Origin of the sequence: Thiocapsa marina 5811 (assembly GCF_000223985.1) — a bacterium.
GTDB classification, from domain to species: domain Bacteria; phylum Pseudomonadota; class Gammaproteobacteria; order Chromatiales; family Chromatiaceae; genus Thiocapsa; species Thiocapsa marina.
The window spans coordinates 181,412-198,347 of the sequence record NZ_AFWV01000013.1 but is presented as its reverse complement, the minus strand read 5'-3'; the positions used below and the strand labels follow the sequence as shown (position 1 = coordinate 198,347).

Here is a 16,936-nt window from a genome sequence, read left to right as displayed (position 1 = left end):
TTACCGCCGGTGAGTGCGACACGATCGCAGCCCGCTAAGACGCGATCGCAGCCCGCTATGACACGATCGGAGCCCGCTAAGACACGATCGCAGCCCGCTAAGCCAAACCCAAACCCAAAGGAATCGCGCACCTCTGTGCCGTTGTCGGACGGCGAAGGCGTGCAGCGTCGGGCCGAGAGCGCCCTGCCGCGCAGCTCCATACCCGTCGCCGCCGTAGCGGCGCGGTCTGCGTTGACATCCGAGACGATCGACGCACGCAGGGCCATCGTGGCGCTGCGTCTGGGTCAGGTCCTGGAATCGCATGTCGATCATCTCAGCGTCGGGCTCGCTGAGGTGTCGAGCCGATTCGAGAGGAGCCTGGAGCAGGCGCAGGCCCACCATCCTGTCTTCATGATGGTCGAGGGTGCGTGGGGCCAGGGAAAGACGCATCTACTGACCCTCTTGACGGCGACCGCAGTGCGTCACGGTTTCGCTGTATCCAACGTCGTGATGGACGGCGTCGGCGTGACCTTGAGCGATCCCATGCAGTTGCTTGAAGCCGTGACGGCTGCGATCCGCTTCCCTGGCGACCATCTTGCCGCGGGGTTGGCGAGCCATCTTGCCGTTGCGCGAAGAAAGGGTGATCTCGAGCGTCTTGGCCATCTGGGTGCAACGACCCTTGCCTCTGTCTTCGATCAAATCCCGAGCATGGCTTTCGATGAGTTCGATACCATGCAAGTCATCGAGGATTACCTGGCGCTCGCCATGCCGGCAAGCAATGCCGTTTACCGTCTGGAGTATCTGGGTCACAGGGGCATCCGGCTGCCGGCATTGCGGGCGCGCTCGGTTGCCGATCGCGCGGCGCGCTTCACCGATTTGCTGTTCAATTGGACGCAGCTCTGCGCAGTGACCGGGGTCCGAGGTCTTGTTGTCATTCTGGACGAGTTGGATGTCGAGTACGCCACGACGGCCCGGCGCGGCCAGCAGCAGGCCCGACTGCGCGAGCGACGGCGTGAGCTGTTGGAGGCATTGAGGCGGCTGCGCAGCCAACGCTTGCCCTTGGTGTTGGCCTTTGCCTCGGCCCCCGCCGGTTTTGACGTCGATCCCGAACACGATGCATCCACCAATATCCCGGAGACGGTGGGAGCCCTCGACCAGCACATCATTGCTCCCGGTCCGAGCGACGAGGGATTGCGCGAGCTCATGACGAAGGTGCTGACCTTGTATGGTCAGGCATATCCCGATGCGCTGACCGGACGAACCTGGACTTCGGCCCGGGAACTGGCCGACCGTTTAATCGAGACCTATCGGAAACAACCGAATCCGGTGCCCCGTTACTTCCTTCGAAGCGCTCTGGAATCCCTTGACCTGCTTTGCGTTCAAGGGCGTTGAGGCGCTGCAGCCATGTTGAAGGATTCCGAGAGGCCAGCCCCGGTGCCGTCCGATCGCATCCTGGTGGAGCGATTGGGTCCGGTGGGCCGTGCCTTCTTCGGGCGGCGCTTTCAGGCATTGACCGAGATTCAGCGCCAGGCGATCGAACCCATCATGTCCGGACACAGCCTGCTTGTGGCCGCCGCGACGGCATCGGGCAAGACCGAAGCCTTGTGTGCGCCCTTGGTCGCGAGACTGCGTCTGCTGCCGACGGCGTCGAAGCCGCGCATTCGCCTGCTTGTCGTTGCCCCGACACGGGCCCTGGTCAACGACCTTTTCAGCCGACTTGCGGTCCCGCTCGCGGATCTCGGCTGGGACTGTGGGCGTCAGACCAGCGACCATCGCGACAAGCAGCGCAGGCCGGCTGTTTTGATCACCACGCCTGAATCGTTCGATTCGATGTTGGTTCGCGACAGCGTGAAGCATGAGGGTCGAACCGTCGATCACCTACTTGCAAGCGTGGAAGCGGTCTTCATCGACGAGGTGCATCTCTTCGACGACACCGCGCGCGGCGATCAACTGATCTGGCTGCTGGAGCGATTGGGTCGCCTACGCCGATTTGCGGTCCAACAGGGGTTGACGTCGACGAGCGCACTGCAGGTTTGCGGCGGAAGTGCAACGGTCTCCGCACCCGATCGGCTCGCGCGCCGGTTGCTCGGCGCCGATGCGCGGGCGCTCTCCGTACCGGGCTCGAGAACGATGCAGATCTTCGAGCCGGATGACGACGTTTGGAGGACGCTCGAGCCTGGATCCACTGCTTCGCAGATTCGCGATCGCATCGCCATTATCCTCGGCAAGACAGCCTCGGCAGCCTTGGTCGACCTGATCTGGCAGGTCTTGCGCAGGTCGGAGGACACGGGCGAGATCTGTCGCAAGCTCCTGGTGTTTGTGCCCACCCGTCGGCTGTGCGACGAGCTCTCGGTTGCGTTGGGCGCTGCTCTGACGAAGCGACGCGCCATGCAGGTTCTTGCGCATCACGGCAGCTTGGAGCGCGTGGCCCGCGAGCGCGCCGAAACGCAGTTTTCCGTCGCGCGCGATGCTGTGCTGGTTGCGACTACGACGCTTGAGGTGGGGGTCGATATCGGTAATGTCGATGCGGTCGTACTCGTCGGGCCGCCGCCGAATACAGGCGCATTGCTGCAGCGTGTCGGACGGGCAGGGCGTCGGACCGGGATCACCCGCATTCTTCCGATTGCGCGCGACGGTATAGAGCAAGCCGCCTTCGGCAGTTTGCTTGCCAACGCCCGAGAGGGCATTCTCGATGAAGGGCATGAGGTTCGGCGCTGGTCGGTTTATGTACAGCAGTGCGCCAGCTTCATTGCACAGCATCCGAAACAACGTCGTTCACGCAGCGACTTGATCGATTTGGCGCGATCGGTCTGGCCCGACACGGCATGCGATTCCGGAAAGCCCGAGCGCATCCTCGATCACCTCTGCCGAGGCGAGCACTTGGTGGCGACACGAGACGCGCTGAGTCTCGGCGATGATTGGAGTAACCGCTTCGGTTCCGGCATGGGCGCTTTTCACGGCAATATTGATGCGGATCGGACCGGACGCCCGGTCGTGGATGCATCGACCGGCGAGGTCATCGCGCACGTGCAGGGCGTAGATGGCATGTCCGGGACGATCGACTTCGGCGGCCAGCGCTGGACGCTTGTCGGAGACTCGAGCGAGATCCTGCTGAAGTCGGCTCGATCCGGCGGTTCAGCGGAAACCTTTCGGTACGGCTCGCGACGCGCACCGACCCGTCGCGCCTTTGCGCGCCATGTCCTGTCGGGGCTTGGCTATGCCCCGGAGGATGCGCCTCTGATCGAGGTCGATGGAGAGATGCTCTGGTGGCACTGCGGGGGCAGTGCATACGAGCGGGTTCTGCTGAAGTTGTTTCCGGATCGGCGTGCCGTCGCGGGCTTTGACGGGCTCGCCATCAGCAACCCACCCGAACCCGAACGGCTGGCCGATGCGGTCCGCCGGGTTGAAACGATTCGTGATCTTGTGGCAAGCATGGCCGATCCTCTTGCGCGCCTGCTTTCCCCCGGACCTTGGTATACCAACTTGCCCGACGATGTCCGGCGCGAGGTCGTCATCGACTTGTTCGGTGTCGAGCAGTTCGCGAGATGGCTCGGGTCAAGGCGCTTAAAAAGGACATATTGAACGCGCCTTTGATTGCGATGCTCTGTTTCAAAAGGAGATTCTCAGCATGAAGCCACTTCCCCTCAACTTCCCGCAAACCTTCCTGCCGGATCGGCGTCTGTTGGGCCAGCTCCTGGCATTCGCCGGACGTGGCGGCTCCGGCACCGTCGAGGAGATCAGCGACGAGACCGGGATTCCGAACGGGAAGAAGACCGGTAAGGTGGAGCCGATGATCCATTTCACGCGGGGCATGGGGCTGTTGAGCGCCGAGAAATCGACGGGCGTCTGGAAGCTTACGCGTACACCGCTCGGTGAGATGGTCTCCCGGGAGGATGCCTTTCTGAGCGAGCCACTGACGATGTGGCTCGCGCATCTGCTGCTGTCACGCCGGCTTGGTCGCGCGGCTCCGGCGACGGGCGTTGCCGATCCCTGGTTCGTCATGTTCGCGGAGGGACGGTTTCGTTTGGGAGAGCGCTTCGATCTTGACGCCTATCTGAGACTGCTATCCGAGCGACATGGCGCGAAGCAATATCTGAAGTCGCTGGCGGGTCTGGTGGCGCGCATGTACAGCGCAGATACGAGCTTTGCCGACGCTGCAATCCTGAGCAGCTCGAAGACTGCCGCGGGCGAACCCTTCTTCAGGCGCGAGTCGGCCCCGGCCGAGATCGTCTTCTATCCTGCGTATGCGGTCTTTTTGTGGTTGATCTGGGACGAAGCCTACAGCGATGTCGAGCAGATGAGCTTCGATGAGCTCGCGAGCGAAACACGTCTGCTGTCGTTGTTGGGTTGGGATGGTGCTCAGACGGCGGTGTGGCTCGATTGGCTGGCGGACCAACACCTCGCGCAGCTTGACCGCTACACTGGGAGCGTGGTGTTGCTTAGGCTGGTGAAGACGGGGCAGGTGATCGATCGCCTCTATAGTGAATTGGTTTAAACCGCGCCCAGCGCGGTATGTGACGTTTCTGGGTGGGATCGGCCTCGACAGACTCCACGATTTTTCGAGCTAGCGCGGTTTAAGATTTTAAAAAATATAGAATTTTCAACCGCGTCTCCGCCAAGGTCGGTGAAATCCCCAAGGCCGAATACAACATGAAAATGACGCATGTCGCTCTGGACGCGGTTTAGTCGAGCGGTAGTCTATCGCTCTGATATGGATTTCATAAGGGAGAAGACGGTGAAGATCGGAAGTCTGGTTCGATTCAATGATGAGCGGTTCTTCGAAGGTGCGGTACAGTTGCGGTGGGTGCAGGATCGCTGGCCGCAAGCCCAGCAGGCCGCGAACGCCTTTGTGTTTCACGGCCCTCGCTATCACGGTGCGGCCGAGGCCGAGCTGGACGGCATCGAGCGCGGCTACCGGCTAAAAGACACGGCAAGCGTCGTTGCGGATCTCTTGGATTCGATCATAGGGGGGCTGCGCGGCGAAGAGCACAATCCCTATGCCCTGGCCGTCGCCGGCTACGGCACCGGAAAATCCCACCTCTCGACAGCGATCGCCTGTTTGCTCGGCGAGCCGCAGGGCGCAACCCCTGGGAAAATCGTCGCGAACCTGACACAAGCCGACGCAGAGATCGGGCGGCGGGTCACGGAGCGGATCGCGCAGCTGCGCAAGCCGGTTCTAGTACTCTGTCTCGATGGTATGGCCGGGTTCCATCTGGGCAACGCGCTGATTCAGGCGGTCTTTGCCCAGTTGGTTCGCTACGGTGTGGATCCTGGCGCAATCCGCGATCTGTCGCCGCGTTTTCAAACAGCCGAGCAATTCGTCGAGCGTAATTTCGACATCCGTGCCGAAGCCTTCGCGCGTCATTGCCCCGGCCTGAAGCGCGAGGAGATCCTGACGCGGCTGCGGAACAACGACGAGGCCATCTACACGCAGGTCGACGCCCTCTATACGGACGCGAACGGCGCCGCTATTCCGGTCATCGGGCAGGAATCGGCCCAAGAGCTGATCAATACGCTCTGCGAGGTCTATTGCGGCGCGGACGGGGCATTTTCGAGCGTTCTGATCCTCTTCGACGAATTCGGACGCTATCTCGAATATGCAGCCGAAAAGCCGCAGCTCGCGGGCGACGCGGCCCTGCAGCAGATCTTTCAAGGCGTCCAGGACAACAGTAATCGGGTGCGTTTCGTCGGGCTGATCCAATACGAGTTGAAAGCGTATCTGAAGCGTTTCGGCAGTGCGGATCTGCGTCAACTGCAACGCTACATCACACGATTCGACACGGCCGAGAAGCTCTATCTCTCAACTAATCTCGAAACCATCTTCGCGCACATGATCGGTAAGGACGAGGGCGCTCTGACGGATGTCTGGCGTCGGGCGGGTGCGGATGCGGCGCAGCACACGAGCTGGCTGCGGATGTCCCGCGCCTTGCCCGGATTCGACCAGTATCCGGTGTGGAACGACCCTGCACGCTTCGAGCAGGTCATCGCGAAAGGCTGTTGGCCGCTGCATCCGCTGGCGACCTGGTTCCTCACGCGTCAGCGCGACATCGTGCAACAGCGTTCGGCACTGACCTTCATCAAGGATGTGATCGACCGTATCGGCGAGGAGGACGCGCTCGTCGGCGGACGTCTGCGTCAGGTCAGCGCCGGTGAGCTGGTGCTGCGCAGCATGCTCCCGGAGATGATCGCTGCCGAGCACGAGACTGGCTCGACCGTCGCCGAGACCCTGCAGCTGCTGCTGGAGAAGTTCCAGAGCCATCTGGGTGCTGCGGACGAATTGACGCTGGCCGGTGTCGCGATTCTGGAGAAGACCCGCGTCGGCAAACAAACGCGCGAGCAGGCCGATGCGCTTTTGTCCGAGGCCACGGCGTTGGATGCCGAAACCCTTCTGACGGCTGTGGGCCGGCTGGGCGACGAGCTGGGTGCATTGGAGTGGAACGGCGATCTCGGGCAATACGAGCTAATCGCCGATGCCTCGACGCGTGGCCAGTTTCAGCAATGGGTGCGTCACCGCACGGCCGCCATCGGCACCGAGGCGGTGCGCGAGCTGTTCGTCGGGCGTGCCGCGAAGGACGCCGAGATCGGCGACATCCCGACCGATTTCGGGCTGAATCAGGGCATCTCCACCTCCGAATGGTTCTTCGAGGCCCAGATCGCCAACCTGCTCACCCTACCGAATATCGTCAAGACGGCCTTCCATGACTGGCAAGCGGCCGCCTCGCCGAAGGATGCGCGCGGACGGGTGGTCTATCTCTACATCCACGCGGATGATGATCCGGCTGCGGTGGACGAAACGGTTTCGAACACATTTCAAGCCGAGTTGATGCGGATCAAACAGTCCGCCGCACCGATCTGGGTTGTCGGGATCGCGGATCCGAAGCAGGTCATCGCAGACGCGCTCAAGCGCCTCTATCTCTTCGACGAGCAGGTCTCGGGCGAGGAGCGCGAGCGTTTTCGCCGGTTCTTGCCGGAGGAAACCCAGCGGGGTCGTGCTGCCCTGAAGGCGTCGGTGCAGGAGGCGATCAAGGAGCGAAGCTACTGGGTCGCGGGATTCGAAGACGTTCCGGACGGTCGGCTGAAGGCGGTGGGCGAGCGGATCTTCGCGCAGATCTATACGCGCACGATTCCCTTTCCATTCGACGGCTTTGCAACAAGCGCCGGAGGTGGTCCTGCGGATGCTGCTCAACTCACGCGCAGCCTGATCGCGCGTCAGGTCGACGGAACTTGGGTGCAGGCGCAGCAGAAGAGGATGCAGAATCGGGTCGGAGAGGTGCTGGCCCGGAGTTGGCGAGCGCTTGCGCCGACGGGGAAGCTTACGGATCCCGTGAACCCAGCGGTTAAGGCGGTCTTCGACGAGCTGCAGTCGGCGCATCTGATTGATCCCACGCGAACCCTCGGGGCCTCCTATCAAGCCTTGATTGCCCCGCCATACGGTCTGAATACCGCCTCGGCGGGCCTGATGCTGGGGCTGCTGATCGGCGGCGCTCATCCGCCGCGCCGCCTCGAGCAGGGTGGACAGATGATCGCGTCGGCCGACTGGCTCAGCGATGCCTTCCCGACTCAGCGTGGGAAGCACGCCTTCGATCCTGCGGTTCTTCGCAAGACATCTCTGCGCTTTCTCTCCGAGGACGGCGAAGGCCGCTGGCGCACCTTGCTGAACCGCTGGGAGTCCGAGCCGAGCTACCGGGCGCTGGTCGCGCTTGCGCACGAGGCCGAGCAGATGCAGCGCGTCGACCCGATGCCCGAGGTGTTGGAAGGCACCTATCGGTATCTGCGCGACAAATCCACGAATGCACAGACGAAGCTGCACCACTTCCGCGTCGAGCTCGACGAGTGGGAGAAGAATATCGAGCGCGCCGAGCGTCAGAACAATGTAGACGAGCTGTTGCGCCATGCCCTGTTGCTGTTGCGACGACGCGAAGAGGTCGAGGGGGCCGCCTGTTGGCCCGAGTCTTTCGGGGTGGACTGCGAGAAACAGTTGGCGATCGTGCGCGAGCTGGTGGCCGAGCGTCTTGCTGACTGGATTCCGCGCCAGGGCTGTCACAACGCCGCCGATGTGGTGTCTTTCCGAGGTCGAATCGAGAAGGCGACCAAGAGTCTGACCCGGCTTGGCTTCACCTCCGAGGCGGTCGCGCTCGAAGAGCAGGCCCAGCGCTCGATCATGCAGGTCGAGAAACGCCAGCACTTCAAGCTGACCTTGGACGAGAGTGATGATTATCCGCGACAGCCCGCGCCCACGGAGTCGACGCCCGTGCGTGAGTTGCACGACGGGATCGCGAAGGGCGACGCCTTGATCGATGCGCTTGACGGCGCGCGATCGGCCTTGAGCGAGGATGAGATTCGCGCGCGCGTGAAGGCAATCCAGGACCGTCAGCAGCGGCTGCGGGAGGCGCTCGATCGCCAGCGGTCTCTACTCGGTGCCCTCTTTGCGGCCGTCCCGAAGACCCAAAGCGCGCTGCAGGAGGCGCTCGCGCGGGTAAATCGACTGCGCGAGATCTTCATCGGCACGCGCGATGAATCCGAAGTGAGCGAGCTGGCGTTTCAGCTCCAGCGGATCGCGGCCGATCTCGGGGCCTGGGAATCCGGCGATATGTCCCCGGAGCGGCTGGCCGAGATCCTCGCTCAGCAGATCGAGCACCAGTCGGCGGCCCTGGCGGAGGAGCTTGCCGCGCGTGAGATCGATCCCGCCTGGGATTTGGCCTCGGTGTATCAGGCGCTCGGCGCCGAACGCATCGATGCCGCGCGTCGGCGCTCCGACGAATGGATGGGCCCGCGTCGCGCACTCACGAACACGATCCCGACACTCTCCCGTGATGGCTGCGCTCGGATCGAGCCCGAGCTCAATGCGGCGCCCGGCTACCTGTCAAGCGAAGACCGTGAGTTGGTCGAGCAACTCCTGGAGATGCTGGCGCAGCGGATCGCAGCACTCGAGGGTGAGGCGCGGCGGGCGCGCATCGAGACCTGGCGCCGCGGTCTTCCCGGAATCGAGGAGATCGGGACGCTCGACAAACATCGGACAGAGGCATTCTTGAAGGATCTGCAGAACCCGCCCGAGGCCCTGTCGCCGGAAGAGCATGCCGCACTCGCACCGCTCGCCGACGCACTTAACGGTCACTACGATCAGATGAGCATGGACGAGATCATGGCCCGGATCGAGCGCTTGGGGATGGAGCGCCGGCAGGAATTGCTCAGGTGGCTTACCGGGAAAGTGGCGCATTGTTGAGCCGGCAGGCTCCAGTGACCGATCGGAGCATGAGCACGGGCTGACGCCTCTGGATCACCTCGTCGAGCTCGGCTCAGTCGGTCGATGCTAACCGATAGGTTCCACGCCCGGCAGCCTTGGCCTGGTACATGGCAAGATCGGCCCGGTTGAGCAGCGCCTTTGCATCGTCGCCGTGGTCGGGGAACATGGCGATTCCGATGCTGCCGCCGATGCGCACGGGTTGATCTGCGATCTCGAAGGGTTCGCGCAGGACCTGGAGCAGCTTCTCGGCGACCGTTTCCAAGAACGCGCAGTCCGCGATCTGTGCTGCAACGACGACGAGCTCGTCCCCGGCGAAACGCGCGACGGTGTCGGTGTCGCGTATGGACTGCCGTAGACGCTCGGCCACTTGGCGCAGCAGGAGATCGCCCGCGTCGTGTCCGAGCGAGTCGTTCACCTGTTTGAAGTCGTCCAGGTCGATGAAGAGGATCCCGACACGCGTGGACTCGCGGCGGGCACGTTTCAGCTCCTGATTCAGGCGTTCGAGAAGGAGGTTGCGGTTGGGCAGGCCGGTGACGGCGTCGAAGTTGGCCCGATAGAGCATCTCCTCTTCGGTCTGCCGCCGTTTGGTGATGTCGCGGAAGACGACGACCGCGCCGGTCGGGGTGCCGTCGAGCAGCATGGGCGTGACGGCATATTCGACGGGGAATCTACTGCCGTCGCGGCGGAGAAAACACTCGCTATCCGAGACCTCGGAGCGGCCGCTTCTCAGTGCGCGCAGCAGGACTGCGTCGTCGGCCCGTTCGGCGGGTCCAGCGTCGGCTCGGAACGGGAATAAGCGGGTGGCGTCTTGTCCTTGAATGTCTGCGCGGGTGTGGCCGAGCATGGTCGCCGCCGCGGGATTGACGAACAGGATCCGCCCGTCGCGATCGATGCCGAAAATGCCGTCGCCGGCGGTCTCGAGGATGGATTCGTAGCGCTGCGACAGCTCGCGTCGCTCGGTTTCGTCCGCGGACAAGCGCCGGGCGAGGCTGCGTGCGCGAAAGGCGAAGACCAGGGTCAGGCCGGCGACGCTCGAGAAGGCCAGCAGTGCAATGGGCAGGACGCTTGCGATCATGGATCGGCCCGGCGCCGACGGGGTCCACGTCAGGACTCCAGCAGGTGTCCCGTCGACGAGCGTGAGCGGCATGCGAGCCTTGCCGGATTCGGCTGCCGCATCGCGAACAAGTCGTACCCCCATGATGTCGCCGAGCACTGGAAGAACCTTCTCATCAAGTGCGAGCGCAAAGAGCATGACGGCGCCGGTGGCCTCGGCTGGCGGTGCGAAATCATCCTGGTCGAGGAATCGGCTCGTGGCCGCCAAATACACCGTTCCGTTCAGCTCGATCAGTCCCGTCGTCGCGGGTTGCAGAGCCGTGTAGGCGGGACTGCGCCGCTCCTTGTCCAACAATGCCGTCGTGGAGGGGGCCAGGGTGAGGTCGGATGGCTCGCGTCGTGTTCCATCGGGCAGCGAGATGAAATAGACCCGGTTACTGCCGTCCGCTGCGAGGGTAAGGGAGAGATTGAATGTCGAGAGCGCATACTGACCGGGGTTGTCGTCCCACCAACCCGTGTCGCGCGCAACGAGCACGCGCTCGATGGCTTCATCCCACGCGGCATAATCTTTGACGTGGTTGGCGAGATGACGACTGGTCATGAGGAGCAGCCCGTCGAGTTGCCGCAAGGATGCCTCCGCAGCGGTCTCGTCCTGGATACGCCCCGCGTGAAGAAGTATCAGCACGGTGAGTGTCAGGCTGACGAGGATGGCGACGATCACCACCTTGATCAGGGTGCCGAGCGTCTGTACGGCCGAGCCGGGTAGGGTTTTGGCCGATGTGCCCTTCGGATCCAGCAACGTCGTTGTTCTCCGAAAACCCCTCGCGAGTCGTCAAAATATCAGACTCTGTCGTCTGTTCCGGTGTGGTGGGGAGTCGCCGAGAGACGGCTCGAGCGCCGGGGTCGACACGCGCGATCGGTCGCGTTCGCGTTGTGATCAATCCTGAGCCGGTGGCTGCGATGCGATTGTGTTCCAAGTCGCTCTCGCTCGTCCAGCCTGCCGGTCGGCGTTATGATCAAGGTCGTCCGGTGCCGATGCTGTTTAAACGGAGAAACTGTCATGCCTCGAGCCGCACTCAAAACCGGTTCTTTCACCTACGGTGATTATTGTCTTTGGCCCGAGGACGAACGCTGGGAGCTGATCGACGGTGAAGCATTCGCGATGGCGCCAGCGCCGACGCGAATGCATCAGGAGTTTGTCGTCGAACTGGCCGCGCAGATTCACCCCAAGCTCGCGGGCAGCGGCTGTCGGGTCTATGTCGCCCCCTTCGACGTGCGTCTGCCGAAGCACGACGAGTCCGACGCTCGGGTCGACACGGTGGTGCAGCCGGATCTCGCCGTGATCTGCGATCCGCACAAGCTCGACGTGAAGGGGTGCCGCGGGGCTCCGGATTGGATCGTCGAGATCCTCTCGCCGTCGAGCGCGGTCCATGATCAGGTCCGTAAGCGGGCACTCTACGAGCGTCAAGGCGTGCGCGAATACTGGCTGCTGCACCCGACGGATCGCGTGCTGACCATTTATCGGCTCGGTGCGGACGGCGCTTACGGGAAGCCGGACGTGCAGGCTTTGGAAGGACAGACCTCTGTCGGCGTGGTCGATGGTCTGGAGATCCACTGGCCGGCTCCCGAGACGGATCCGTTGATGAGCACGGGGGACTGACGAACCGATGGGTTCCGGAAAGGCGGTCGCGGGGCGGCGTTACCTGCATCGAACGCTGCTCGACAGCGCCGAGCCCGCGTTGACGAGCGGCGTGGACGCGGCCTTGGAGATGCTTCGGGCGTCGGTCGAGCCCGCATTCAATGTCGTGCGCGTTGCCGAGGACGGCTCCGAGGTGGCCTTTCTGAATTATCCGGATTTTTTCGAGACCCCCTTCCCGGCGCTCAAGGAGAGCTGGCGTGTGGATCGCACAACAGGGGAGACGGGCTATCGCACTTACGAAGACTCGCTGAATCCGCCCATCCTGCATCGCAAGGAGCTTTTGCTGCCGGGCGATTATCCAGGTCGTGCAGAGTATGTCGCCCTGACCGAGCAAGCCGAATCGATCGGGCTGTTCGATGATCCCAAACGCATCGGCTATCGGCGTCAGTGGGAGGCGCTGGTCGCGGATGCCGGGTACCGGATCGAAGGGCACGCGCTGGTCCCGATCGGCAATCTCGACGGTGTTGCAGGCGAAGCCGCCGACGCCGACCAGGCGGCGACCGGGACGGGGGAGGGCAGCGTCTTATCTCGCGACGTCGCGGGACTCGGCGGTGCGCTCGATTGGGGGGCGGCGCGACACCGCACCGCGATGGTCCGCTACGGTTTCTCGGCGCCGGTGCAGACACTCGCGCGGCATGGCTTCTTGGATGGCCGCTATCGGCTGTTCGACTACGGCTGCGGACGCGGCGACGACGTGCGCGGCTTGCGCGAGAACGGGCTGACCGCCTCCGGATGGGATCCCTATTTCGCGCCGGACGAGCCGATCGCCGCGGCCGATATCGTCAATCTCGGTTTCGTGATCAACGTCATCGAAGACTTCGACGAGCGGCTGGTGGCCTTGACCCGGGCCTGGTCGCTCGCCGAGCGGCTGTTGGTGGTGTCGGTCATGCTGACCAACCAAAACGACCCGCGCGGGGAGCGGTTTCGCGACGGTGTGATGACGCAGCGCGGCACTTTTCAGCGCTATTACACCCAGTCCGAGATCAAGACGTATCTGGAGCAGGTGCTGGACGAGGAGCCGATCCCGGTCGCGCCGGGCGTGCTCTATGTGTTCCGCGACAAGGACGCGGAGCAGCGCTTTCTGGTGGAGCGCTATAGCCGCAGGAGCAATCGGCTCCGGATGCCGAGCACGCGCCCGGCGCCGCCCCCGCGTGAGCGGCCGGCTCGGCGCGATCGGGCAGCTGAACGCTATGCTGCGTACCGCGAGCCGTTGGAGCGCCTTTGGGAGATCTGGCTGCGTCTGGGACGCACGCCGGATAAGAGCGAGGTCGATGATCTGCTGCCCCTGATCGAGGGTTTCGGCAGTCTCGGCAAAGCGCTGCGCTTCCTCGCCATGCAGAAGGGACCGGATGGCGCGGAGGCCGCGCTGGCGGAGGCCGAGCAGGCGCGCATCTCAGACCTGGAGGTCTATTTCGCGCTTCAGCAGTTCAGTCGACGGCGTGCCTACAAGCATCTCGACGCGGGGTTGCAGCGCGACATCAAGGCGTTCTTCGGAGACTATCCGGCCGCGTTGGAGGCCGGTCGCACGCAGCTCTTTCGGATCGCCGACACCGAAGCGATCGCCGACGCCTGCCGATCGGCCGCTGAGCATGGGCTGGGCTGGCTCGATTCGGGCGCCTCGCTGCAACTGCATAGCCGATTGGTCGAGCAGCTCCCGGCGCTCTTGCGGGTTTATGTGGGCGCCGCGTCGATGCTCTACGGCGATATCCGCGAGGCGGATTTGGTGAAGATCCACATCGGCTCGGGCAAGCTGAGCCTGATGCGGTACGACGATTTCGATGGGCGGGTGCTGCCTCGGATGGTCGAGCGGGTGAAGATCAAGCTGCGGGAGCAGGATATCGATTATTTCGCCTACGGCGACGACTTCGAGCCGCCGTATCTCTATCGCAAATCACGCTACATCAACGAGGAATGCGACGGGTATCCGGAGCAGCTTGCGTTCGACGAGGCGCTCGATGCGCTCGGCCTCTTGCCGGCGTCGGGCTATGGGCCGGCGCCGGGTGCTTTTGATGCGTTGCTGGAGCGACAGCGTTGGACGATCGCGGACAACGCACTGGTGCGCTCGCGGACGATCCCCGAGGCGGACGCGCCGTGCGGGCGTGCTCTCACCTACCGTCAATTGATCGAATGCGGCGAGACGCAGGCCGCCACTGGGCTGGCCAACCGTCCCGAGCAACCCGAGACCTATACGGCGCTATGCGATCTGGCCACGCAGGTCCTGGATCCGGTGATCGACTACTTCGGGATGATCCGCCTGACCTATGGTTTCTGCTCCGCGCCGCTGGCGAAGGCGATTCCGGGGCGGATCGATCCGAAGCGCGACCAGCACGCCGCGCACGAGCGCAATCGGCTGGGTCATCCCATCTGTTCGCGACTGGGTGCCGCGGTGGATTTTCTGGTCGAGGACGAGGATATGTTGGAGGTCGCACGCTGGGTCGTCGCCGAGACGCCGTTCGATCGGCTGTACTTCTACGGCAGCGACATGCCGATTCATGTGAGTTATGGGCCGGAGCAGAGCCGTCAGGTGGTACTCATGTTGCCGGGTCCGAGCGGTCGGCTCGTGCCCAAGTGCGTACCGGTCGAGCGGTTTCTCGATGCGGATGGGTGATTCGGGTTCGGGGTTCAGGGGTGTGAAACCCAATCGGGTAGGGCGGCGCCTTCAGGCGGTTTCCCGGGATCGTCGACTTGCAGTCGACCCCGCGGCCGTCAGGCCAGCGGTAGACGATACCGATGCCGATACCGGTGCCGGGAAGAAGTCGACTGCAAGTCGACGATCCCCGGGGAAGCAGGGGTCCACACTGGCTCCCGAATGTTGGCTAATCGAACAGCCTATGCGTTTCCTGGACCTGCGTCGCGGCGACGAGCCAACGTCTCAACTGCCCGGGATCCTGCTCGCCGAGGATGCGTTCGCGTGACGGTGAGTCGACGACAAGCCCACGCTCGGCGAGCAGGGCGAGGATCGACTCGGCGATGCCTTGCGTGACTCCCGCTTGGCGCACGGCGTCCAGACTTTCATAACCCTCGCGTTGCAGGAGATTACGCAGCGTCGCGCGGTGGGCGGCATCGCGGTCGTAGAGCGCCTCGATCGGGACCGGGTTACGCAGCAGACCCGGTGCACTCAGGATCTCGCCGGGACCGACCAGGCGCATCGTCTCGCCGGGCCGATAGATCTCGACCCGCCGCGGACCGATCAGACGCACGACCCAGACCTGTTGGGTGCCGCTCTGCAGCAGCTCCGCGATCTTGTCCTGCAACTCCTGCTCGTCCTGTCCGCGCCCGGCATACTCGACCGCCAAGGGCGGCGCACCTGCTATCCAGCCCCGTTCCGAGCCGGCGGGGCCGATCGCTACATCGGGTGCGCGCAACGTCCCAGAATCCGGGGTAAAACCGGCATCGACACCCGCCCACTCGACATCCGGGTCGGTCTCCAGCGCTGCTGCGCCGATCAGATTCGTTGCGGCATGCTCGCGTCCGGATGGGGCGCAATAGATGGGGTGGCCGCTGGCGAGCTCGTAGCGATCGCCCTCGCGGAGTTGGTCGACGTGAAACGGACCCTGTCGATCGGTGCGTGGTCGGTGCGGCATCGGCGTCTCCGGGCAAGATGAATCTCTTGATATTCGGGCTCAATGATAGACCAATCGCAGCCGACCCTTGTTCCTTGTCTGGATTTGCTGCTGACTCCGGCCATCGTCGTACGTGGCGCAGAGCGCCATGGGACATGCGTGACACCGCGGAGCGGGTGTCACGAGTCTCGCGTGAAGCCGGCTTGGCTAAACCATCACACCCGGCGAGAAGCTGTAGCTGTCCAGGATGTTGACGTAGTTGGCGCGCTCGAGCTCGGCCGGGTTGGGGACCGAGATGGCGCTGACGCGACCGCGGAAGTCGTCCACGGACTCGAATCCCTGCTCCTCCATCCAGTCTTGGATCCCCGCGAGGATCTGCGCGGTGTAAGCCGGTCCTTTGCCGAGGAGCGCGCTGCACAGGTGCACCACGTCGGCGCCTGCGAGCAGGAGCTTGATAGCGTCCGCGGAGGTGTGTACGCCGCCGGTCGCGCCGAGCGAGAGGCCGTCGAAGCGCCCGTAGAGGATCGCGATCCAGCGCATGGCGAGCAGGGCCTCGGCGGAGGTCGAGGGGTGCAGGCTCGATTGAAGACGCAGGCTGTCGATGTTGATGTCGGGCTGGTAGAAACGATTGAAGAGAGCCACTCCGTTGGCGCCTGCCGCCGCGACCTGGCCGACGAAGTTGCCGATGGAGCTGAAGCTCGGGGAGAGCTTCATGTTGATCGGGATCTGGATGTGCCCGCGCAGCGCGCGCAGGAGGTCGAGGTAACGCTCTTCGACCTGGAGTCCGGTTTGGGTCACATCGCCGGCGACATAGTAGACGTTGAGCTCGAGGGCGTCGGCCCCGGCTTGTTGCAGCTCGGTTGCGTGCTTGATCCAGCCGCCGGGCGTGACGCCGTTGAGGCTGGCGATGACCGGGATGTCCAGTGCGTCCTTGAGCTTGCGGATGTTCTCCAGATAGCGCTCGAGTGCGCCTTCGAAGTCATGATGGGCGGGCAGAAAGCCGCTCTCGGCCTCGCCGAAGCCGATGTCCTGGTGGTGCAGAAAGCGCACCATGCTCTCGGATTCGGCGGTGACGGCCTCCTCGAAGAGTGACCACATGATGATGGCCGCCGCACCGTGGTCTTCGAGCTCGCGCGCGATGGCCACACTCTTGGACAGCGGCGAGGCGGAAGGAACCAGCGGATTCTTGATCGTCAGCCCGAGATAGTTGGTGGTGAGATCCATAGCGATTGCTCCGGCAAAGAATAAGGGGTCACCCGTCGGTGATCGAGGGGACTGGTCGCGACAAGGGCCGGGGCGTTCCGCCTCGGTTGCGGCGGGGGCATGATGCCCCGCTCGCGCGATACGCGGCTCCCGGTGAACATCTAAACCGCGTCCAGAGTGAAATGCGTCATTGTC

At 63.7% G+C, this 16,936-nt stretch carries 9 protein-coding genes; 6 read left to right on the top strand and 3 right to left on the bottom strand.

The window, feature by feature from the left end; translation table 11 throughout:
- Nucleotides 1–135: 135 nt before the first annotated feature.
- The 4 genes from THIMADRAFT_RS19030 (at nucleotide 136) to THIMADRAFT_RS19015 (ending at nucleotide 9,202) form a co-directional block, all read left to right on the top strand.
- Nucleotides 136–1,371: a BREX system ATP-binding domain-containing protein gene (locus THIMADRAFT_RS19030; RefSeq protein WP_158308398.1), complete on the top strand. Its 1,236-nt coding sequence runs from the start codon at nucleotides 136–138 to the stop codon at nucleotides 1,369–1,371.
- 12 nt (nucleotides 1,372–1,383) lie between these two features.
- Complete coding sequence (locus THIMADRAFT_RS19025) at nucleotides 1,384–3,561, top strand: DEAD/DEAH box helicase (RefSeq protein ID WP_007194725.1); 2,178 nt, start codon at nucleotides 1,384–1,386, stop codon at nucleotides 3,559–3,561.
- A gap of 46 nt (nucleotides 3,562–3,607) precedes the next feature.
- Nucleotides 3,608–4,474 (top strand): hypothetical protein, encoded by an 867-nt coding sequence (locus THIMADRAFT_RS19020; RefSeq protein WP_007194724.1) that lies wholly within the window; start codon nucleotides 3,608–3,610, stop codon nucleotides 4,472–4,474.
- 240 nt (nucleotides 4,475–4,714) lie between these two features.
- Entirely contained in the window at nucleotides 4,715–9,202 is a 4,488-nt protein-coding gene (locus tag THIMADRAFT_RS19015) for a hypothetical protein (protein ID WP_139052912.1), read from the top strand.
- Nucleotides 9,203–9,275: 73 nt separating this feature from the next.
- Here THIMADRAFT_RS19015 and THIMADRAFT_RS24960 read toward each other — a convergent pair whose 3' ends face one another.
- Nucleotides 9,276–11,075 carry a sensor domain-containing diguanylate cyclase gene (locus THIMADRAFT_RS24960; protein WP_007194722.1) on the bottom strand — a complete coding sequence of 600 codons (1,800 nt, stop codon included), beginning with the start codon at nucleotides 11,073–11,075 and terminating at the stop codon, nucleotides 9,276–9,278.
- A gap of 261 nt (nucleotides 11,076–11,336) precedes the next feature.
- Here THIMADRAFT_RS24960 and THIMADRAFT_RS19005 point away from each other — a divergent pair, with 261 nt between their 5' ends.
- Both THIMADRAFT_RS19005 and THIMADRAFT_RS19000 read left to right on the top strand, forming a co-directional pair.
- On the top strand, nucleotides 11,337–11,936 hold the full coding sequence (locus THIMADRAFT_RS19005; protein WP_007194721.1) for a Uma2 family endonuclease: 600 nt from the start codon (nucleotides 11,337–11,339) through the stop codon (nucleotides 11,934–11,936).
- Nucleotides 11,937–11,943: 7 nt separating this feature from the next.
- Nucleotides 11,944–14,583 (top strand): DNA phosphorothioation-associated putative methyltransferase, encoded by a 2,640-nt coding sequence (locus THIMADRAFT_RS19000; protein ID WP_007194720.1) that lies wholly within the window; start codon nucleotides 11,944–11,946, stop codon nucleotides 14,581–14,583.
- Nucleotides 14,584–14,791: 208 nt separating this feature from the next.
- On the opposite strand, the gene THIMADRAFT_RS18995 is transcribed toward THIMADRAFT_RS19000, so the two are convergent.
- Together THIMADRAFT_RS18995 and THIMADRAFT_RS18990 are read right to left on the bottom strand one after the other, a co-directional pair.
- Nucleotides 14,792–15,559, bottom strand: a complete 768-nt coding sequence (locus THIMADRAFT_RS18995) for a Uma2 family endonuclease (protein WP_007194719.1) — start codon at nucleotides 15,557–15,559, stop codon at nucleotides 14,792–14,794.
- Between the two features lie 186 nt (nucleotides 15,560–15,745).
- Complete coding sequence (locus tag THIMADRAFT_RS18990; RefSeq protein ID WP_007194718.1) at nucleotides 15,746–16,762, bottom strand: dihydroorotate dehydrogenase-like protein; 1,017 nt, start codon at nucleotides 16,760–16,762, stop codon at nucleotides 15,746–15,748.
- Between the last annotated feature and the right edge of the window lie 174 nt (nucleotides 16,763–16,936).